Source organism: Streptomyces sp. NBC_00094 (assembly GCF_026343125.1).
Taxonomy (GTDB): domain Bacteria; phylum Actinomycetota; class Actinomycetes; order Streptomycetales; family Streptomycetaceae; genus Streptomyces.
The window spans coordinates 2,797,477-2,818,093 of sequence record NZ_JAPEMB010000001.1; the positions used below are offsets into that span (position 1 = coordinate 2,797,477).

The 20,617-nt window shown below is 73.2% G+C and carries 14 protein-coding genes; 13 read left to right on the forward strand and 1 reads right to left on the reverse strand.

Annotation, left to right across the window (positions count from 1 at the left end; all coding sequences use genetic code 11):
* Nucleotides 1-230: 230 nt before the first annotated feature.
* Complete coding sequence (locus OG580_RS12040) at nt 231-3,407, forward strand: beta-N-acetylglucosaminidase domain-containing protein (protein WP_267043656.1); 3,177 nt, start codon at nt 231-233, stop codon at nt 3,405-3,407.
* Nucleotides 3,408-3,494: 87 nt separating this feature from the next.
* Here OG580_RS12040 and OG580_RS12045 read toward each other — a convergent pair whose 3' ends face one another.
* A complete protein-coding gene (locus OG580_RS12045; protein WP_267043657.1) occupies nt 3,495-4,058 on the reverse strand; it encodes an HNH endonuclease in 564 nt (187 codons plus the stop codon).
* A 256-nt stretch (nt 4,059-4,314) separates the two neighbouring features.
* Between OG580_RS12045 and OG580_RS12050 the strand changes: the two genes are divergently transcribed.
* The 12 genes from OG580_RS12050 (at nt 4,315) to OG580_RS12105 (ending at nt 20,586) form a co-directional block, all read left to right on the forward strand.
* A complete protein-coding gene (locus tag OG580_RS12050) occupies nt 4,315-5,376 on the forward strand; it encodes a mechanosensitive ion channel family protein (protein ID WP_267043658.1) in 1,062 nt (353 codons plus the stop codon).
* A gap of 229 nt (nt 5,377-5,605) precedes the next feature.
* Nucleotides 5,606-6,820: an ROK family transcriptional regulator gene (locus OG580_RS12055; RefSeq protein WP_267043659.1), complete on the forward strand. Its 1,215-nt coding sequence runs from the start codon at nt 5,606-5,608 to the stop codon at nt 6,818-6,820.
* Between the two features lie 60 nt (nt 6,821-6,880).
* Nucleotides 6,881-8,218: an ABC transporter substrate-binding protein gene (locus OG580_RS12060; protein WP_267043660.1), complete on the forward strand. Its 1,338-nt coding sequence runs from the start codon at nt 6,881-6,883 to the stop codon at nt 8,216-8,218.
* A gap of 17 nt (nt 8,219-8,235) precedes the next feature.
* The gene (locus tag OG580_RS12065; protein ID WP_267043661.1) at nt 8,236-9,234 is read left to right on the forward strand and encodes a carbohydrate ABC transporter permease; all 999 of its coding nucleotides are present in this window, start codon (nt 8,236-8,238) and stop codon (nt 9,232-9,234) included.
* A 3-nt stretch (nt 9,235-9,237) separates the two neighbouring features.
* Nucleotides 9,238-10,134 carry a carbohydrate ABC transporter permease gene (locus OG580_RS12070; protein WP_267042161.1) on the forward strand — a complete coding sequence of 299 codons (897 nt, stop codon included), beginning with the start codon at nt 9,238-9,240 and terminating at the stop codon, nt 10,132-10,134.
* 7 nt (nt 10,135-10,141) lie between these two features.
* The gene (locus tag OG580_RS12075) at nt 10,142-11,407 is read left to right on the forward strand and encodes a 6-phospho-beta-glucosidase (protein ID WP_267043662.1); all 1,266 of its coding nucleotides are present in this window, start codon (nt 10,142-10,144) and stop codon (nt 11,405-11,407) included.
* Complete coding sequence (locus OG580_RS12080; RefSeq protein ID WP_267043663.1) at nt 11,398-12,372, forward strand: N-acetylglucosamine kinase; 975 nt, start codon at nt 11,398-11,400, stop codon at nt 12,370-12,372. The genes OG580_RS12075 and OG580_RS12080 overlap by 10 nt, the downstream gene beginning before the upstream one ends.
* A gap of 329 nt (nt 12,373-12,701) precedes the next feature.
* Nucleotides 12,702-14,129 carry a hypothetical protein gene (locus OG580_RS12085; RefSeq protein WP_267043664.1) on the forward strand — a complete coding sequence of 476 codons (1,428 nt, stop codon included), beginning with the start codon at nt 12,702-12,704 and terminating at the stop codon, nt 14,127-14,129.
* Nucleotides 14,130-14,140: 11 nt separating this feature from the next.
* Nucleotides 14,141-15,190 (forward strand): glutamate ABC transporter substrate-binding protein, encoded by a 1,050-nt coding sequence (locus tag OG580_RS12090; RefSeq protein WP_267043665.1) that lies wholly within the window; start codon nt 14,141-14,143, stop codon nt 15,188-15,190.
* A 55-nt stretch (nt 15,191-15,245) separates the two neighbouring features.
* Nucleotides 15,246-16,523 (forward strand): hypothetical protein, encoded by a 1,278-nt coding sequence (locus tag OG580_RS12095; RefSeq protein ID WP_267043666.1) that lies wholly within the window; start codon nt 15,246-15,248, stop codon nt 16,521-16,523.
* Between the two features lie 59 nt (nt 16,524-16,582).
* Nucleotides 16,583-19,189, forward strand: coding sequence for a tetratricopeptide repeat protein (locus tag OG580_RS12100; protein WP_267047978.1), 2,607 nt, complete (start codon nt 16,583-16,585; stop codon nt 19,187-19,189).
* A gap of 2 nt (nt 19,190-19,191) precedes the next feature.
* Entirely contained in the window at nt 19,192-20,586 is a 1,395-nt protein-coding gene (locus OG580_RS12105) for a PP2C family serine/threonine-protein phosphatase (protein ID WP_267043667.1), read from the forward strand.
* The last annotated feature ends 31 nt before the right edge of the window (nt 20,587-20,617 follow it).

Here is a 20,617-nt window from a genome sequence, read left to right on the forward strand (position 1 = left end):
CTCCCGGGTTTCGTCTCGTCAGGTGGACCTGGGGGTAACGACTGAGCCCTACCCACCGCACCTCGTTTTACCGGCGGAAAGTGGCGAAGTGCCGTCATCTCCGTGACGGCTCGCCGGGCAAAGCCGACACATCGGCCACCTGCATTGACACCTCCGTGCGACGGGTGGTGGGCTCGTGACCCACTCGTGACCGACCGGCAGCGCGGCCGACCGCGTCGAAGGGAGTTCCCGTGCACCTCGGGCGCAGGAAGCGGACGGCGACGGCGGTCGCCGCCGCCGTCATCGGCGGGCTCCTCGGCGGCGCGGCCCCGGGCGCGGTGCAGGCGGCCCCCGTGCCGCCGTCGGCCGACGCGCCCGCGACGACCCCGACGGGCCCGGCGGCGACGGCGACGGCCACCGCGGGCCCCTCTCCGAGCGGGACTTCCGGGGCCACGCGCGTGCCCGCGTCCGCGTCCTCGTCCGGCGGGGTCTCCGAGGCCGAGGTGCCCGCCGTCTGGCCCCGTCCGCAGTCACTGGCCGGCCGCGGTCCCGCCGTACGCCTCGGGGACGAGGTGACGCTGCTCGCGGACGACGACGCCGATCCGTATGCCCTCGCCGCCCTGCGGGAACTGCTGGCGGCCGCCGGGGTACGGACCGTCCACACCGGGCTCCCGGGCGGGGGCCCGGTCTTCCGGGTCGCGGGTCCCTCGGGCGAGGCCGCGGAGGAGGCCCTGGCGGCCCTGCGCGTGCCCGAACGGCTCGATCTGCCGCGCGGCGGCTACCGGCTCGCGACGGGCCGCGTCCAGGGGCGGGACACGGTAGTCCTGGACGGGGTCGGCGACGACGGGCTGTTCCACGCCGTCCAGACGCTGCGTCAGCTGATCGGCACCGGGCGGGAGGTCCCCGGGGTCGTCGTGCGCGACTGGCCCGGCACGGCCGAGCGCGGCCTCACCGAGGGCTTCTACGGCCGGCCCTGGACCCGGGAGCAGCGCCTCGCGCAGATCGACTTCCTGGGCCGTACCAAGCAGAACCGCTATCTGTACGCGCCCGGCGACGACCCGTACCGCCAGGCGCAGTGGCGCGAGCCCTACCCGGCCGAGCAGCAGGCGGAGTTCCGCGCGCTCGCCGAGCGGGCCCGGGCCCACCACGTGACGCTCGGCTGGGCCGTGGCGCCCGCCCAGTCCATGTGCCTGTCCTCCGGCGCCGACATGGCCGCGCTGACGCGGAAGTTCGACGCGATGTGGGCGCTGGGGGTGCGCTCCTTCCAGCTCCAGTTCCCGGACGCCGGCTACGGCGAGTGGCACTGCTCGAAGGACGCCGACACCTTCGGGCGGGACGCCGGGGGCGCCGCCGCGGCGCACGCGCGCGTGGCGAACGCCGTCGCCCGTCACCTCGCCGAGCGGTACCCGGACGCCGAGCCGCTGACGGTGCTGCCGACGGAGTACTACCAGGACGGCGCGACCGCCTACCGCACGGAGCTCGCCGGGGCCCTCGACGCGGACGTACGGGTCGCGTGGACGGGCGTCGGGGTCGTCCCCCGCACGATCACCGGCGGCGAGCTCGCCGGGGCCCGCGAGGCGCTGGGCCACCCGCTGGTCACGATGGACAACTACCCGGTCAACGACTACGCGCAGGACCGGCTGTTCCTCGGCCCCTCCACCGGCCGGGACCCGGCCGTGGCCGCCGGGTCCGCCGCCTTCCTCGCGCACGCCATGGAGCAGCCCGCGGCCTCCCGCATCCCGCTCTTCACCGCCGCGGACTACGCCTGGAACCCGAAGGGCTACCGGCCGCAGGAGTCCTGGCGTGCCGCCGTCGACGACCTGGCGGGCCCGGACCCGGACGCCCGCGAGGCGCTGCGGGCGCTCGCCGGGAACGACGCCTCCTCGATCCTCGACCCGAAGGGCGAATCGGCCTACCTGAAGCCGCTCCTGGCCGCTTTCCGGTCCTCGCGCACGAGCACCGACACCGTGGTGAAGGAGAAGGCGGCGCGTGAACTGCGGGCCGCGTTCACCGTGATGCGCGGGGCCCCCGAGCGGCTCGCGGCCACCGCAGACGGCGCCCTGGACGACGAGACGGGCCCGTGGCTGGAGCAGCTCTCGCGGTACGGCCTCGCGGGCGAGACCGCGGTCGACATGCTGCTGGCCCAGACGCGCGGCGACGGCGCGGCGGCCTGGCAGGCGCAGTTGCGCCTCGAACCGCTGCGGGAGGCCCTGGAGGCCTCCCCGGTGACGGTCGGCTCGGGGGTCCTCGACCCCTTCCTCACGCGCGCGGTGGCCGAGTCGGAGGCCTGGACCGGCGCCGACAGGACCCCGGCGCGGCAGGCGGAGCGCGCCCCCGACTCGTACACCGTGCGGCTGGACCGGGCGCGGCCCGTGGAGGCCCTGACGGTGCTGAGCGAGCCGAGCACGCGCGCGGGTACGGGTGCGGGCGCGGGCGCACGCGTGGAGGCGTACGTCCCCGGGGAGGGCTGGAGGCCGCTCGGCCCCCTGTCGGTCTCCGGCTGGACGCAGACCGAGTTGAAGGGGCTGCGCGCGGACGCGCTGCGGGTCGTGTGGGACGGCGAGGGGCCCGCCCCCGAGGTGCGCTCGCTGGTGCCGTGGTTCGCGGACGGGCCGCGCGCCGGACTCACGTTGGCCCGCACGGAGACCGACGCGGAGATCGGCGGCCCCGCGCAGCGCGTGGACGTCGAACTGTCGGGGCTGCGCGCGGGCGAGGTGCGCGGGCCGATGACGGCGAAGGCCCCGAAGGGGATCGCGATCCGGCTCCCGAAGCAGGCCGTGGTGGAGCGCGGCGCCCGGACGACCGTCCCGCTGGAGGTGTCGGTGGGCGCGGACGTGCCGGCCGGCTCGTACCGGGTGCCGGTGTCGTTCGCGGGCGAGGAGCGGGTGCTGACCGTGCGGGCGTTCCCCCGAACGGCGGGCCCGGACCTGGCGCGCGCGGCGACGGCCTCCTCCTCGGGCGACGAGACCCCGGACTTCCCCGCCGCGTCGGCGGTGGACGGCGACGCGGCGACCCGCTGGTCCTCCCCTGCGGAGGACGGCTCCTGGTGGCAGGTCGAGCTGGCCGAGCCCGCCCGGATAGGGCAGGTGGTGCTGCACTGGCAGGACGCGTACGCCTCGCGCTACCGCGTCCAGGTCTCGGCCGACGGCCGCGTCTGGCGCACGGCGGCGACCGTCTCGGACGGGCGGGGCGGCCGGGAGTCGGTCCGGATGGACGCGACGGACACGCGCTTCCTGCGGGTGCAGGGGGAGGCACGGGCGACCCCGTACGGCTACTCGCTCTGGTCGGTGGAGACGTATGCGGTGGCCCCGCAGGACCCGCCGGGGAAGCCGGGGACGCCGGAGCAGCCGAAGGAGCCGGAGCAGCCGTCGGAGGCGACTCCCGCCCCCACGCCCACGCCCACGCCCGAGGACCGGGACACCCCCTGACGGGTGCCCCGTCCCCGTACGCGAAAGGCTCCGTACCCGAAAGCGCCTCCCGTACACGAGAGCCCCCGGGTACGCGAAAGGCCCGGCTCAACCCGTCGTCAGCGCCCCCACAGGGGCGTCCGCGACGGAGTCGATCCGGGCCATCACGTCCTCGGCACCGTACGGCTGGAGGTAGGGCAGCCAGCGGGGGTCCCGGTGTCCGGTCCCGATGATCCGCCAGGCCAGGCCGGTCGGCGGGGCCGGTTGGTGCCGTAGCCGCCAGCCGATCTCGCGCAGGTGCCGGTCGGCTTTGACGTGGTTGCAGCGGCGGCAGGCCGCCACCACGTTCTCCCAGGCGTGCGTGCCCCCTCTGCTGCGCGGGACGACGTGGTCGACGCTCGTCGCGACGCCCCCGCAGTACACGCAGCGCCCGCCGTCGCGGGCGAAGAGGGCTCTGCGGGTCAAGGGAACGGGCCCCCGGTAGGGGACCCGCACGAAGCGCTTCAGTCGCACCACGCTGGGAGCGGGGAGGACTTGGGTCTCGCTGTGCAGGAAGGCGCCGGATTCCTCGATACAGAGAGCCTTGTTCTCCAGTACGAGGACGAGTGCGCGGCGGAGCGGTACGACGCCGAGCGGCTCGTACGACGCGTTGAGGACCAGGACATGCGGCACGGATGCCTCCAATGGCGCCGGCGGCGCGTGGCTCGCGCCGGGACGAACTGCTCTCAGTCTCTCCTCATGCCTGGTCGGAGCGCCACCACGTACCGGAATCGGGATGACGGGCCCGGGGTGTTCTCGACCACATCGGCATCTCTTCCTGTTCTTGCCCAGGTGAGGTCCGTCTCTCCCTCGAACACGGCAACAGGACCACGCCCGATGCCCCGTTAGTGTGGATGGTCCTGCGTGCTCGATACCTGGAGGTTGCCCCGTGTTCTGGTCCGCCCTTGCGGCTGCCACCGATCCCCAACCCCTTCCGGTGACCCTGGACGAGGCGACGGAGCAGGCCACGAACGCGGCGAGCTGGGTGGAGGAGAACTGGTCCACCTGGCTGAACACCGGGCTGCGCATCCTGCTGATCCTGGTCGTCGCGCTGCTGCTGCGGATGGCCGTCCGCCGTGCCCTGACGAAGCTGATCGACCGTATGAACCGCTCGGCGCAGGCGGTGGAGGGGACGGCCCTCGGCGGTCTCCTCGTCAACACCGAGCGGCGGCGGCAGCGGTCCGAGGCGATCGGTTCGGTCCTGCGTTCGGTCGCGTCGTTCCTGATCCTGGGCACGGCCGGGCTGATGATCCTCGGCGCCTTCAAGATCGACCTGGCGCCGCTGCTGGCCTCGGCCGGTGTGGCCGGTGTGGCGATCGGCTTCGGCGCCCGGAACCTGGTGACGGACTTCCTGTCCGGTGTCTTCATGATCCTGGAGGACCAGTACGGGGTCGGTGACTCGGTCGACGCGGGCGTGGCCTCCGGCGAGGTCGTCGAGGTCGGGCTGCGCGTGACGAAGCTCCGCGGGGTGGACGGCGAGATCTGGTACGTACGCAACGGCGAGATCAAGCGCATAGGGAATCTGAGCCAGGGCTGGGCGACGGCGGGCGTGGACGTGACCGTCCGGCCGACGGAGGACCTGGAGCAGGTCCGGTCGGTGATCACCGAGGCGGCGGAGTCCATGGCGAAGGAGGAGCCGTGGAACGAGCGCCTGTGGGGGCCGGTCGAGGTGCTCGGTCTGAGTGAGGTGCTGCTCGACTCGATGACGGTCCGGGTCTCGGCGAAGACGATGCCGGGCAAGGCGCTGGGCGTGGAGCGCGAGCTGCGCTGGCGCATCAAGCGGGGCCTGGACGAGGCCGGCATCCGGATCGTGGGCGGGGTCCCGGCGCAGGCGGAGGAGTCCGCGGCCGACCCGACGGCGGGCATGTCGGCCCCGTCGGCGTTCGCCTCGACGACCTCGCCGCAGTCGGCGGCGGCGACTCCGCTGCCGAGGACGGACCTCACCAAGTAGCCGGACCTCTCCGGGTCACACGGACGGGCGGACAGGACGCCCCCGCAGGTAACGCTTTGGTTGCCTTCGGGGGCGTCTCGCGTTCCCGGGTATTGACGCCCGCGTGACGGCCGCCTTACCTTCCTCCCACCGAATAGGAAACTTTCCTAACAGTGTGATCGAGGAAACAGGTTCCGGCAGGCAGCAGAATGGCCGGACCCGACCAGTTCGAAGGGCAGGTGCGACCGTCATGGCCGGTACGACCCCGGGAACCCCCGGTACTCCGCGCGTGCTGCGCGCCATGAACGACCGCGCCGCCCTCGACCTGCTCCTCGAACACGGCCCGCTCTCGCGGACCCGGATCGGCAAGCTCACCGGCCTGTCCAAGCCGACCGCCTCCCAGCTGCTCGCCCGGCTCGAAGCCGCCGGGCTCGTCGTCGCCACCGGCACCACCGCGGGCCGGCCCGGACCGAACGCCCAGCTCTACGCGGTCAACGCACGAGCCGCGTACGCCGCCGGACTCGACGTCAACCAGCACCGCATCCACGCCGCCGTCGCCGACATCACCGGCCGGATCGTCGGCGAGTACGAGCTCCGCACCCCCGGCCGTACCGCCACCGGCGTCGTCCACCAGGTCACCGACGCCCTCGACGGAGCCGTCAAGGCCGCCGGGATCACCCCCGCCGAGGTGCGGCGCCTGGTCATCGGCACCCCCGGCGCCTTCGACCCGGCCACCGGACGGCTGCGGTACGCGTCCCATCTGCCCGGCTGGCACTCCCCCACCCTCCTGGAGGAGCTGGCCGCCGCCCTGCCCATGCCGTTCGAGTACGAGAACGACGTCAACCTCGTCGCCGTCGCCGAGCAGCGCGTGGGCGCGGCCCGTGGCCACACGGACTTCGCCCTGCTGTGGAACGAGGAGGGCCTCGGCGCCGCCCTCGTCCTCGGCGGGCGGCTGCACCGCGGCTTCACCGGCGGCGCGGGCGAGGTCGGCTTCCTGCCCGTCCCCGGCACCCCGCTGGTCCGGCAGGTCGCCAAGGCCAACTCGGGCGGCTACCAGGAGCTCGCGGGCGTCCAGGCGGTGCCCCGGCTCGCCCGGGCCGCCGGCATCGAGACCCCCGATCAGCCGTACGTGGCAGTGGCGTCCGGGCTGCTCGCCCGGGCCGCCGAGACCCACGAGGACGACTCCCGGTACGCGGAACTGCTCGACCGGTACGCCGAGCGCGTCGCCACGGGTCTCGCCTCGCTCGTCGCCGTCCTCGACCCCGAGCTGATCGTGCTCTCCGGTGACGTCCTCGTCGCCGGCGGAGAGCCCCTCCGCGCCCGCGTCCAGTCCGAGCTCGCCGAGCTCGCGGCCTCCCGCCCGAGGCTCGTCCTCACCTCCGTACCCCGGCGTCCCGTGCTGCGCGGCGCCCTCGAAAACGCCCTCGCCACCACGCGCGACGAGGTCTTCGACACCTCGCGCTGACCCGCCCCACCCTTCGCTCACGACCCCATCACCCCGCCCCCGCCACAGGGAGACTCCGTCATGCCCGTACGCCCGCGCAGAGCCCTCGCCGCGCTCGCCGCCACCGCCTCCGTCGCCCTCTTCGCCTCCGCCTGTACGGGCTCCGCGAACAACGCGGCCTCCGACGACCCCAAGGCCGAGACCACCATCACCTTCTGGCACGGCTGGTCCGCGCCGGCCGAGGTCAAGGCCATCGAGGACAGCATCGACGGCTTCGAGAAGGCCCACCCGAACATCAAGGTGAAGGTCGTCGGCAACATCAACGACGACAAGCTCGGCCAGGCGCTGCGCGCGGGCGGCTCCAACGGGCCCGACGTGGTCTCCTCGTTCACGACGGCCAACGTCGGCAAGTTCTGCCACTCGGGCGCGCTCGCCGACCTCAAGCCCTTCATCGAGAAGGACAAGCTGGACCTCGACACGATCTTCCCGAAGGTCCTGCAGGAGTACACCCAGTTCGAGGGCAAGCGCTGCACGCTGCCGCTGCTCTCCGACGCGTACGGCCTCTTCTACAACAAGGACGCCTTCGAGAAGGCCGGCATCAAGGCCCCGCCGAAGACCTGGTCCGAGTTCACCGAGGTCGCCAAGAAGCTCACCAAGGCCAAGGGCGACTCGTACGAGCAGCTCGGCTTCATGCCGAACTACCTCGGCTACGAGACCGTGGTCTCCCACTACATGTCGCAGTGGGACCACACGTACTTCGACGAGAGCGGCAAGTCCAACGTCGCCAAGGACCCGGCGTTCGCCGAGATGATGACGTACCAGAAGTCGCTGGTGGACGCCCTCGGCGGCTTCAAGAAGCTCGACAAGTACCGCACGACGTTCGGTGACGAGTGGGGCGCCAAGCACCCCTTCCACACCGGCCAGGTCGCCATGCAGCTGGATGGTGAGTGGCGGCTGAACTTCGTCAAGGACGCCAAGGTCGGCTTCGAGGTCGGCGTCGCGCCGCTGCCGGTCGCGGACGACGAGGTCGCCGAGTACGGCAAGGGCTACCTCTCCGGCACGATCATGGGCATCGCGCCGCAGAGCAAGAAGCAGAACGCGGCCTGGGAGCTGGTCAAGTACATGACCACGGACACCGAGGCCGTGGTGAACTTCGCCAACGGCATCGGCAACGTGCCCTCCACCCTGGAGGCCCTGAAGTCCCCGAACCTGAAGTTCGACGCGCGCTTCAAGACCTTCCTGGACATCGCCCAGCACCCGCAGTCCACCACCTCGGACGGCGCCGTGAACGGCTCCGCCTACCAGGAGACCCTCTCCGACCTCGCCCAGAAGTACGAGAAGGGCCAGGTCACGGACCTCAAGAAGGGCCTCGCGGACACCGCGGCCCAGATCGACCGTGACATCGCCCAGGCGAAGTGACGGCCGGTACACGTTCCATGAGCACGGACACCCTGCCCGCGAAGGAGGCGGCCGCCCCGGCCGCCGCCTCCCCCGCCGGGCGGCACACGCTGCGGTCGAAGCGCAGGCGCGACGCGCTTCGCACCGCGGCGTTCATGTCGCCCTGGCTGATCGGATTCGGCTTCTTCTTCGCCTACCCGCTGATCTCCACCCTGTACTTCTCTTTCATGCGGTACGACGGTCTCAACCCGCCGACCTGGCGGGGCCTGGAGAACTGGACGTACGTCTTCACGGCCTTCCCCAAGTTCTGGCCGGCCCTGCAGAACACGCTCTGGCTCGGTGTCGTCATGGTCGTCTGCCGGGTGCTCTTCGGCCTCGGCATCGGCATGCTGATCACCAGGATCAAGACGGGTGCGGGGGTCTTCCGGACCCTCTTCTACCTGCCGTACCTGGCCCCGCCGGTCGCCGCCACGCTCGCCTTCGTCTTCCTGCTCAACCCCGGCACCGGACCGGTCAACTCGCTCCTGGAGGCGGTCGGCATCCCCGCCCCCTCCTGGTTCAACGACGCGGCCTGGGCCAAGCCCGCCCTCACCGTCCTCGCCGTGTGGGGCGTCGGTGACCTCATGGTCATCTTCATGGCCGCGCTGCTCGACGTACCGAAGGAGCAGTACGAGGCCGCCGAGCTGGACGGCGCCTCCGCCTGGCAGCGGTTCCGCTTCGTCACGCTGCCGAACATCTCGCCGATCATCCTCTTCGCCGTGGTGACCGGGATCATCGGCGCGATGCAGTACTACACCCAGCCGATCGTGGCCTCCAAGGTCGCCTCGGGCGTGATGGGCGGCTCCGGCGTCACCTTCGAACCGGGCTACCCCGACGACTCCACCCTGACCCTGCCGCAGCTGATCTACAGCCTCGGCTTCAGCCAGTTCAACTACGGCGCGGCCTGCGTGGTGGCGCTGGTGCTCTTCGCCTTCTCCATGGCCTTCACCGCCCTGCTCATGCGCAGGCGCGGCGGCCTGATCGGCTCGGGTGACTGAACCATGACGACCGCTACCGCTCCCGTCCGCCCCTCGGCCGGCGCCTCGGCGAGCTCCGCCGAGAAGCTGGCCCGCCGCAGGTCGCTGCTGCACTGGATCGCCGTGCACTCGCTCGGTATCGCCGCGGCTCTGTTCTTCGTGCTCCCGTTCGTCTTCGTCCTCCTGACGTCGCTGATGAGCGACCAGCAGGCGCTGACCCGGGACCTGACGCCGAACTCCTGGCACTGGGACAACTACATGAGGGTCTTCGAGACCCCGGGCTTCCTCACCTGGTGGAGGAACTCGCTGCTGTACGCGGGTCTCGGCACCGCCCTCGTGGTGGTGTCCTCGATCCCCGTGGCGTACGCGCTCGCCAAGTTCCGCTTCCGCGGGCGGCACCTGTCGCTGCTGCTCGTCATCTCGATGATGATGCTGCCGCCCCAGGTCGTGATCATCCCCATGTACCTGTTCTGGGCCCAGCAGATGGACCTCTCCGGCACGCTGTGGCCGCTGATCATCCCGATGGCGTTCGGCGACGCCTTCGCCGTCTTCCTGCTGCGTCAGTTCCTCATGACCATCCCGAACGAGTACATCGAGGCCGCGCGGATCGACGGATGCGGCGAGTTCCGCACCCTCCTGCGGATCGTGCTGCCGATGGCGAAGCCCGGCATCGCCGCCGTCGCCCTCTTCCAGTTCTTCTACTGCTGGAACGACTACTTCGGGCCGCAGATCTACGCCTCCGAGAACCCGGGCGCCTGGACACTGAGTTACGGCCTGGAGTCCTTCAAGGGCGCACACCACACCGACTGGAACCTGACCATGGCCGCGACCGTACTGGTCATGGCCCCTGTGATCCTCGTCTTCTTCTTCGCCCAGAAGGCGTTCGTCGAGGGAGTCACACTGACCGGAGTGAAGGGCTGAACACACCATGAAGCTCGCTGTCGTGGGGGGCGGTTCCACCTACACCCCCGAACTGATCGACGGATTCGCGCGGCTGCGCGACACCCTTCCCATCACCGAACTCGTCCTCGTCGACCCCGCCGCCGAACGCCTCGAACTGGTCGGCGGGCTCGCCCGGCGCATCTTCGCCAGGCAGGAACACGCCGGGAAGATCGTCACCACCACCGACCTGGACGCCGGCGTCGAGGGCGCCGACGCCGTCCTGCTCCAGCTGCGCGTCGGCGGCCAGGCCGCCCGGAACCAGGACGAGACCTGGCCACTGGAATGCGGCTGCGTCGGCCAGGAGACCACCGGAGCCGGCGGCCTCGCCAAAGCACTGCGCACCGTCCCGGTGGTCCTGGACATCGCCGAGCGGGTCCGGCGCGCCAACCCGGACGCCTGGATCATCGACTTCACCAACCCCGTCGGCATCGTCACGCGCGCGCTGCTCCAGGCCGGGCACAAGGCCGTCGGCCTGTGCAACGTGGCCATCGGCTTCCAGCGGAAGTTCGCCAAACTCCTCGACGTGACCCCGTCCGAGATCCACCTCGACCACATCGGGCTCAACCACCTGACCTGGGAGACCGGCGTACGGATCGGCGGGCCCCAGGGCGAGGACGTGCTGCCGCGGCTGCTCGCCGAGCACGGCGACACCATCGCCGGCGACCTGCACCTGCCGCGCCTGGTCATGGACCGCTTCGGCGTCGTCCCCTCGTACTACCTGCGGTACTTCTACGCGCACGACGAGGTGGTGCGCGAGCTCGGCACCAAGCCCTCGCGGGCCGCCGAGGTCGCGGCGATGGAGAAGGAACTCCTGGGGATGTACGGGGACCCGGCGCTCGACGAGAAGCCGGCACTGCTCGGCAAGCGCGGCGGCGCCTTCTACTCCGAGGCCGCCGTGGACCTGGCCGCGTCCCTGCTGGGCGGCGGAGGATCGCCGTACCAGGTGGTGAACACGTACAACAACGGCACACTGCCGTTCCTCCCGGACGACGCCGTCATCGAGACACAGGCCGCGGTCGGGCCCGCGGGCGCGGTACCACTGCCGGTCGCACCGGTGGACCCGCTGTACGCCGGTCTGATCGCGAACGTCACCGCCTACGAGGACCTGGCCCTCGACGCGGCGCTGCGCGGCGGCCGCGACCGGGTGTTCAAGGCACTGCTCGCGCACCCGCTGGTCGGACAGTACGCGTACGCCGAGGGCCTCACGGACCGGCTGATCGCGCACAACCGGGAGCACCTCGCGTGGGCCTGAACGGAACGCTGCTGGCCGTCGACGCCGGCAACAGCAAGACCGACGTCGCCGTCCTCGCCGCGGACGGTACGGTCCTCGGCGCGGCGCGCGGCGGCGGCTTCCAGCCTCCGCTGGTGGGGGTGGAGGCGGCGGTCGACGCGCTCGCGGAGATCGTCGGCCGGGCGTGCGCGGACGCGGGCCTTCCGCCCGTCTTCGCGCATGTGACGGCCTGTCTCGCCAACGCGGACCTGCCCGTCGAGGAGGACGGCCTGCGGGCCGCGCTCGTGGCGCGGGCCTGGAGCCGGTCCGTGCGGGTGCACAACGACACCTTCGCCATACTGCGGGCCGGGCTCGACGAGCCGCGGGGCGTGGCGGTGGTGTGCGGGGCCGGGATCAACTGCGTCGGGATGACCCCCGACGGACGGACCGCGCGCTTCCCCGCGATCGGGAAGATCTCCGGCGACTGGGGCGGCGGCAGCGGCATGGCCGAGGAGGCGCTCTGGTTCGCCGCCCGTGCCGAGGACGGGCGCGGCGAGCCGACCGAGCTGGCGCGCGCGCTGCCCGCGCACTTCGGCCTGAAGACGATGTACGCGCTGATCGAGGCGCTGCACCTGGGCCGGATCCCGTTCGAGCGGCGGCACGAGCTGACGCCCGTGCTGTTCCGGGTGAGCGCGGAGGGCGACCCGGTCGCGCTGGCGCTCGTGCACCGGCTCGCCGAGGAGGTCGTCGCCCTGTCGGCGGTGGCGCTCGGGCGGCTCGGGCTGCTCGACGAGGAGGCTCCGGTGATGCTGGGCGGCAGCGTCCTCGCCGCGCGCCATCCACAGCTGGAGGCACGGATCGTCGAACTCCTCGGCGTCCGGGCGCCGAAGGCGTCGATCGACTTCGTCACCGCCCCGCCGGTCCTCGGCGCCGGGCTGCTCGCGCTGGACGAGGTGGCGGCGGTCCCGGAGGCGGCGGCCCGGCTGCGGGAGCACTACGGGGCCTGAGCGTCGTGGCGCGGGGCGTCCCGGTCGTCGTGACCGGGGCGCCCCGCGCTGCCGTCCGTCCGGGGATCCGCGCGCCTTCCTGCGGATCCCGTCCGGGGATCCGCGTGCCCTCCTGCGGATCTGTTCACCTGTTCGAGGGATGTGCGGGGTGGAGCGGAACCGATTCCGGCCGGGCGGCGTATTCCACGTGAAGGGGGTTCGCCTGCGGATGTGCCGGGGGCATGGGGCACGATAGGAACAAGATCGAGTCAATCCCGGTGTGCGGGCGGGCCCCTGAGGCCATACTGCTGGCCGGACGGACCGACGTCAGCGACCCAGGGGGAGGTCAAGTGACATACCCGTCGACCGCGCCCGCCGACCCGGCGGCGCAGGGCACGGCGCCCACGTCGGCGCGCCCGGGCACGGTGCCCGCGCAGCCGTCGGCCGCGCCCGCCGGCGGCCCGCCCGCGGGACGTGGGGCCTGGGCCGTGGGCCGGGAGCGGCTCCACGAGGCCGCGACCACCGAGCCCGGCCGGCTCCAGATCCTGGGGGCCGTCCTCGCGCTGCTCGTCGTCGCGTTCGGGGCGGTCACCGCCTTCGAGGTGGCCGACCGCTCCGCCGCCGCCGACGACGTGGTCAGCCGCAGCCAGCCGCTGAGCGCCGACGCCGCCGCCGTCTACCGCTCCCTCGCCGACGCGGACACGACCGCCGCCAGCGGCTTCCTCGCGGGCACCCTGGAGCCCGAGGAGTCCCGGGAGCGGTACCAGCGGGACATCACCACCGCGGCCCGGCTCCTGGTCAAGGCCGCGGCGAACACGGACGGTTCGAGCGAGTCGGCCCGCGAGATCGCCACGCTCAACGAGCAGCTGCCGCGCTACACGGGCCTGATCGAGCGCGCCCGGGCGGCCAACCGGCAGGGCCTGCCGCTCGGCGGGGCCTACCTGCGCTACGCGAACCAGCAGATGACCAGTGAACTGCTGCCGGCCGCCGAGCGGCTGTACGCGGCGGAGACCTCACGGCTCCACGGGGACGACGACTCCGCCCGCACCTGGCCCTTCCTCTCCCTCGCGCTCGGCCTGCTCGCCCTCGCGGTGCTCGTCTGGGCGCAGCGCCGCAACTACGCCCGTACGCACCGGGTGTTCAACCAGGGCCTCCTCGCCGCCACCGCCGCCGCGCTGGTCGTGCTGGTGTGGCTGCTCGCCGCGCACACGCTCGCGCGGTCGGAGCTGAGCGCGGCCAGGGCCCACGGCCAGGAGTCGCTCCAGGTGCTCAACGAGGCCCGGATCAGCTCGCTCACGGCCCGCGCCAACGAGAACCTGACCCTGGTCGCCCGGGGCTCCGTCCTCACCGAGGACGGCAAGAGCGACAAGTACGAGGCGGACTACGCGGCGAGCATGACCGCCCTGACCGAGGCCCTCGCCGCGGCGCGGGAGCTCGCCGACGACGACGCGGGGCGCGGCCCTGTGGACGAGGCGGCGTCGCGTACGGGCGAGTGGCAGAAGCGCCACAAGGAGGCCCGCGCCGAGGACGAGGCCGGCAACTTCGAGGGCGCGCTGGGCCGGATCGTCGGCTCGAAGCAGACGACGGGCCAGTCCTTCGACCAGGTCGACGCGGCCCTGGAGCGGGCCCTCGGCCACGAGCAGGCCGAGTTCACCCGCTCCGCCGGGGACGCCAGGGACGCGCTGAAGGCACTGCCGCTGGGCGCGCTGGCCCTCGGGATCCTGGGCGCGGCCGGCGCCGTGCTCGGCATCAACCGCAGACTGTCGGAGTACCGGTGAGAGGGGGCGGGATGCCGAACGGCACGGACCCGCTGGTGCGGTGGGCCGCGAAGCGCCTGCGGGGCTGGGGCGGGGTCGCCGCCATGGCCGTGGCCTGTGGGCTCACCGCCTCACTGACCCTCCTGCCGCTGGCGCACGACGGGAGCGACGCCGAGGCGGCTCCCGGGACGACCGGACCCGGCCCCGGTGTGGGTACCGGGATCCAGGTCGGGCTCCCGGCGAAGGCGGACACCTGCGAGAACCCGGAGGCCTCGCTGCGGCCCTCGTCGGCGGACGGCCCCTCGATCCAGGCGATCAAGGACCGGGGGAAGCTGGTCGTCGGCGTCGACCAGTCCAGTTACCGCTGGGGCTACCGGAATCCGGAGAAGGGCACGCTGGAGGGGTTCGACATCGATCTGGCCCGGGCCATCGCCCGGGACATCCTCGGCGACGAGAACGCCGTCATCTTCCGGACGATCCCGACGAACCAGCGGATCGCCGCCCTGGACAGCGGCAAGGTCGACCTCGTCGTGCGCACGATGACGATCAACTGCAAGCGGATCCAGCAGGTCGCCTTCTCCACCGCCTACTTCCAGGCGGGTCAGCAGGTCCTCGCGCCCAAGCGCGCCGAGTCCATCACGGGCTACGACTCCTCGCTGCGCGGCAAGCGGGTCTGCACCGCCGAGGGCTCCACGGCCTACGAGGCGCTGGAGGAGAACTCCTTCGGCGCGGTGTTCAAGGACGAGGGCGACGGCACCAAGGACGACAAGGACCTGCTGACCGTCCCCAACCAGCTGGACTGCCTGGCCCGGCTGCAGCTGGGCGAGGTCGACGCGGTCGTCACCGACAACGCGCTCGCGGCCGGCCAGGCCGCGCAGGACCCGGCGGTCGAGCTCAAGGGCAGACCGTTCACCACGGAGTACTACGGGGTGGCCGCCAAGCTCGGGAACGACGACCTGGTCCGCCGGGTCAACCAGGTCCTCGTGGCGTACCGGAACGGCCCCTGGCAGGCCGCGTACACGCACTGGCTCAAGGCGGACCTGCCCGGGATAACCGGGCCGCCCGCACCCCTGTACAAGTGACCCGGCCGACAGCCCCGGCAAGCAGCCCCTGTACACGCGGCGGAAGAGGTGAACGATGGGCGTCACGGGACCTCCTGGGCCGGTGATGGACCGGGACGAGGTGGACCGTGCGCTGGCGCGGCTCGGCGCCGAGCACAAGGCGGTCGAGGACTCGCTCCTCGCCCTCCAGGACCACGCGGGCCGCAGGCTGCTCGAAGGGGCCGAGCTGACCGGCACGACCCGGGACCGCTGGGCGGCGGCCGAGCGGACCATCACCCTGCTCTGGACCTGCTTCGACGTGTACACGGGCGCCCTGCGGGACGCCGGTGAGGTGCGCGGGCGGCGCCGCTGGCCCGGCCGGGACGAGCTCGTGGAGCTGACCGACCGGCTGCGCGGCGAGAGCGTGCTCGTCGCGGGAGGGGCCGGCGAGCGGGGGCTGCTCTCCGAGCGGTTCACGCTCGAAGGGCTCGTCCGGCGGATGAACGAGCTGTACGCCTCCTCGCTCGACGTGGTCGTCACCGCCGACGCCGTCTGGTCGGCGCTGCCGGCCCGGATAGACCTGCTCGCCGCGGAGCTGGGCCGGACGCGTTCGCTGGCGCACTCGGTCGGCGTGCGGCCCGGGGAGCACCCGGCCGGGGACGAGCTGGAGGACATCACGGCCGAGCTGACCGCGCTGCGCTCCCAGGTCGTGACCGATCCGCTCGCCTTCTGGCGCCCCGCGGTGGGCAGTTCGGCGCCCGGCGGGGGCCGGCCCGACACCGCGCGGTACGACCGGGCGGCCCTGGCCCTGGAGGACATCCGGCGCGAGATCGAGGCGGTCCTCGCGGTCCGGCAGGACTCCGAGGACCGGCTGCTGCGGCTGCGGGACGTGCTGTCCCGCGCGGACCGGACGCTGGCCGAGGCGCGGTCCGCGCGCGGCGAGGTCCTCGCGAAGATCGCCGCCTCCGAGGTGCCGGCCGTCAGCGGTCCGCCGACGGCCCTCCAGGAGCGGCTCGCGGCCGCCGCCGAGTACCGCAGGCACGCCCAGTGGCACCGGCTGTCCCCCCTCCTGGAGTCCCTGGAGCGGGAGGCGGAGGACGAGTTGCTGCGGGCCAGGGAGTCGCTGACCGCGGTCACGGCGCCGCTCGCGGTCCGGGCCGAGCTGCGCGGCCGGCTCGACGCGTACAAGGCGAAGGTGGCACGGCTCGGAGCGGCGGAGGACCCGCTGCTCATCGAGCGGTACGACACGGCGCGCCGGATGCTGTGGAGCGCGCCCTGCGACCTGCGGGCCGCGGAGCAGGCCGTGCTGCGCTACCAGCGGGCCGCGGCGGACGTACTGTCCGGCCCGAGAGATGCCGGAGGACGACAGTGGTGAGCGGGGAGACGGGTGTGGGGAGCTGTCAGCGTCCCTCGTGCGAGGGCTCGTACGAGGACATGGGCGGCGGTGAGCTGTACTGCGACACCTGCGGGCTCGCGCCGGTCGTCGCGCCCGGCGGGCTGATCGGTTCGACGCCGACCGGCATCGCCGTGCCCGGCAGGGGCACCGGCACGGGACTCGGCTCGGGGCGCGGCTCCGGGATCGGAACCGGGGTCGGAGCCGGGGTCGGCGGGCCCGATTCGAGCTCCTCGCGGAGCAGTTCGCGGGCGTCCTCGCGCGCCTCGTCCCGCTCGTCTACCTCCCGCCGCTCGGTCTCCGGCCGCCTCTCGCGCTCGCTCTCCGGGAACACCGGCGGCCGCTCGGTGTCGGTGCGCAGCTCGGGTGCGTCGACCGGACAGTCCGCCCGGAACCGGCTGGGCGCCGGCCTGGTGACGATCCCGGAGGTGCCGCGTCCCGACCCGCGCGGTGCGGTCATGGAGAACCCGGAGGTTCCCGAGCGGAAGCGTTTCTGCTCCCGCTCCGACTGCGGGGCCCCGGTGGGCCGTTCGCGCGGTGACCGGCCGGGCCGTACGGAGGGCTTCTGCACCAAGTGCGGGCACCCGTACTCCTTCGTGCCGAAGCTGCGGGGCGGGGACATCGTCCACGGCCAGTACGAGGTCGCGGGCTGCCTCGCGCACGGCGGGCTCGGCTGGGTCTACCTCGCCGTCGACCGGGCCGTCTCCGACCGCTGGGTCGTGCTCAAGGGCCTGCTCGACACCGGCGACCAGGACGCGATGGCCGCGGCCATCTCGGAGCGCCGCTTCCTCGCCGAGATCGAGCACTCCAACATCGTCCGGATCTACAACTTCGTCGAGCACCTCGACCAGCGCACCGGTTCCATGGACGGCTACATCGTCATGGAGTACGTCGGCGGCAAGTCGCTCAAGGAGATCGCCAACGACCGGCGCACCCCGGACGGCCGGCGCGACCCGCTGCCGGTGGAGCAGGCCTGCGCGTACGGGATCGAGGCCCTGGAGGCGCTCGGCCATCTGCACAGCCGGAACCTGCTGTACTGCGACTTCAAGGTCGACAACGCCATCCAGTCCGAGGACCAGCTGAAGCTCATCGACATGGGCGCGGTCCGGCGGATGGACGACGAGGAGTCGGCGATCTACGGCACGGTCGGCTACCAGGCGCCGGAGGTGGCCGAGGTCGGCCCGTCGGTCGCCAGCGACCTGTACACGGTGGCGCGGACGCTGGCCGTGATGACCTTCGACTTCCAGGGCTACACGAACGTGTTCGTGGACTCGCTGCCCGACCCGGAGCACATCGCGGTCTTCCGGACGTACGAGTCGTTCTACCGCTTCCTGATCCGCGCCACGGACCCGGACCCGGCGCGGCGGTTCTCCTCCGCGCAGGAGATGGCGGAGCAGCTGACGGGCGTCCTGCGGGAGGTCGTGGCGCTCCAGTCGGGGCGGCCCCGCCCCGCGCTGTCGACGCTCTTCGGCGCGGAGGTCCGGGTGACGGACACCGTGCTGTTCGCCGAGCTGACGGAGGACGTCTCGCTGCTGGGGGCCCGGAAGGGTGCCGGGAAGCGGGGCGGCGGGCGGCGGGCCCTGCCTGCCGCCGGTGCGGGGGCCGGCGCGGTTGCGGTTGCCGGGGCGGGTGCGGTTGCCGGGCCCGGGACCGCTCCGGGTGCTGCTCCTGCCGCTGCTCCTGGTGTTCCTCCCGCCGCCGGGCCCGGGCTCGGGTGGCTGCTCGCCGCGCTCGACACGCCCGCCACCGCGCTCGCGCTGCCCGTGCCGCGCGTCGACGGGGGCGACCCCAACGCCGGCTTCCTCGCCGGGCTGTCGGCCGCCGCCCCCGCCGAGCTGCTCGGCGCGCTCCAGGCCGCGCCGGCGCCCTCCGCCGAGCTGCGGCTGCGGACCCTGCGGGCCCATCTGGAGCTGGGCGACCTGCCCACCGCCGTACGGACGCTCGCCGCGCTGGAGGAGCGGGACCCGGACGACTGGCGGGTGGTCTGGTACCGGGGCGTGGCCTCGTTGGTGACCGGGGACCACGAACACGCGGCGCTGGCCTTCGACGCGATCTACGACGCCTTCCCCGGGGAGCCGGCGCCGAAGCTGGCCCTCGGGATCTGCGCCGAGGTCCTCGGTCAGCTGGACAACGCCGCCGAGTACTACCGCCTGGTGTGGGCCACCGACCCGAGCTTCGTCAGCGCGGCCTTCGGGCTCGCCCGGGTGCGGCTCGCGGCGGGCGACCGCGCCGGAGCCGTTCGGACGCTGGAGTCCGTACCGGAGGCCTCGATCCACTACACGGCGGCCCGGGTCGCGTCCGTGCGGGCGCGGCTGCGGCGGCGCCCGGCGCACGAAGCGCTCGGCACCGAACTGACGGCCGCCGCGGCGCAGGTCTCCGCGCTCCAGGGCTTCGGTCTCGACCCCGTGCGCCGGGAGCAGTTGTCGACGGAGGTCCTCGGAACGGCCCTCGACTGGGTACTCTCCGGGAGTCCCGGTGCGGCACCGGGCGGCGGCGCACTGCTGCTCGGGAGTGAACTGGACGAGCGCGGACTGCGCTTCGGCCTGGAACGCTCGTACCGGGTGCTGGCCCGGCTCGCCCAGCGGGGCGAGGAGAGGATCGAACTGGTGGAGCGGGCCAACCGCTTCCGCCCCCGGACGTGGGTGTGAGGATGTCCCAGAAGCCGAAGCCGTCGCACGGAATCGCCGCCTGCCCGGGCTGCGCGGAGCCGCTGGAGTCGGGTGACCGGTTCTGCGGGGCGTGCGGCTACGACCTGTCGGCCGTCCCGGCGGCCGAGGTGGAGCCGGACCGCCCGACCGTGGCGATCGGCACCCCCGTGGTCTGGCCGGCCGCCCCGCCACGGGAGGCCGGTTCGCTCTCGACGATGACCCAGCACCCCGGCGACCTGCCGGGCACCGACTCCGGTGGCCGTGACCTGCCCACGATGGCGGTGCGCACGGACGGACCGGTGCCACCGGGTGCGGGCACGCCCCCGGCCGGCGGGACCGGCGGAGACTTCGAGCTCGCCGCCCCCGACCCCCGTACGGCGGTCCAGGTGGATCCGGTCCAGGCTCAGACTCAGGCGCCGGTCCAGGCCCAGGCACCGGCACCGGCACCCGTGCCGGCGGCCGCCTCCGCCGCGGCTGCCGCACACCTGTGCGTGGCCTGCCGGGCCGGGCGGGTGGACGACGACGGCTACTGCGAGAACTGCGGGCACGCGCAGCCCCGCGAGCGGGACCACATGGAGCGGGAGCTGGACACCGTCGCCGCCGTCAGCGACCGGGGCCTGCGCCACCACCGTAACGAGGACGCGTTCGCCGTCTCGGCGACCACCCTCCCCGACGGCTCCCCCGCCGCCCTCGCGATCGTCTGCGACGGCGTCTCCTCGGCGACCCGCCCCGACGAGGCCTCCGCCGCCGCCGCGCAGGCGGCCGGCGCCTCGCTGCTCGCCGCGCTGCCCCGCGGCATCCACCCGCAGCAGGCGATGCACGAGGCGATCGTCGCCGCCTCCGAGGCCGTCAACTCCCTCGCGGAGGAGCCTGGTCAGGGCGGCGCGGAGCACGATCCGCACCGCAACTCCCCCGCCTGCACCATCGTCGGCTCCGTCGTCGCCGACGGCCTGCTCATCGTCGGCTGGGTCGGGGACAGCCGCGTCTACTGGGTGCCGGACGACCGCACCACCCCGTCCGTCCGGCTCACCGAGGACGACTCGTGGGCCGCCCAGATGGTCGCGGCGGGGCTCATGAGCGAGGCCGAGGCGCACGCGGACGAGCGCGCCCACGCGATCACCGGCTGGCTCGGCGCCGACGCGTACGAACTGGACCCGCACACGGCCGCGTTCAAGCCGGACCGGTCCGGAGTGGTCGTGGTGTGCACGGACGGGCTCTGGAACTACGCGGAGGGCGCCGAGGACATGGCGCGGGTCGTCCCCCCGGACGCGGCGGACCGCCCGCTGCACGGCGCGCAGGTCCTCGTCGGCCACGCCCTCGACGGCGGAGGCCACGACAACATCACGGTCGCGCTGCTGCCGTTCACCTTCACCTCCCCAGGGGCAGGATCCGCCTGAGCGCGGCCGTCGGTCCCCCCTCCCCCTTCTC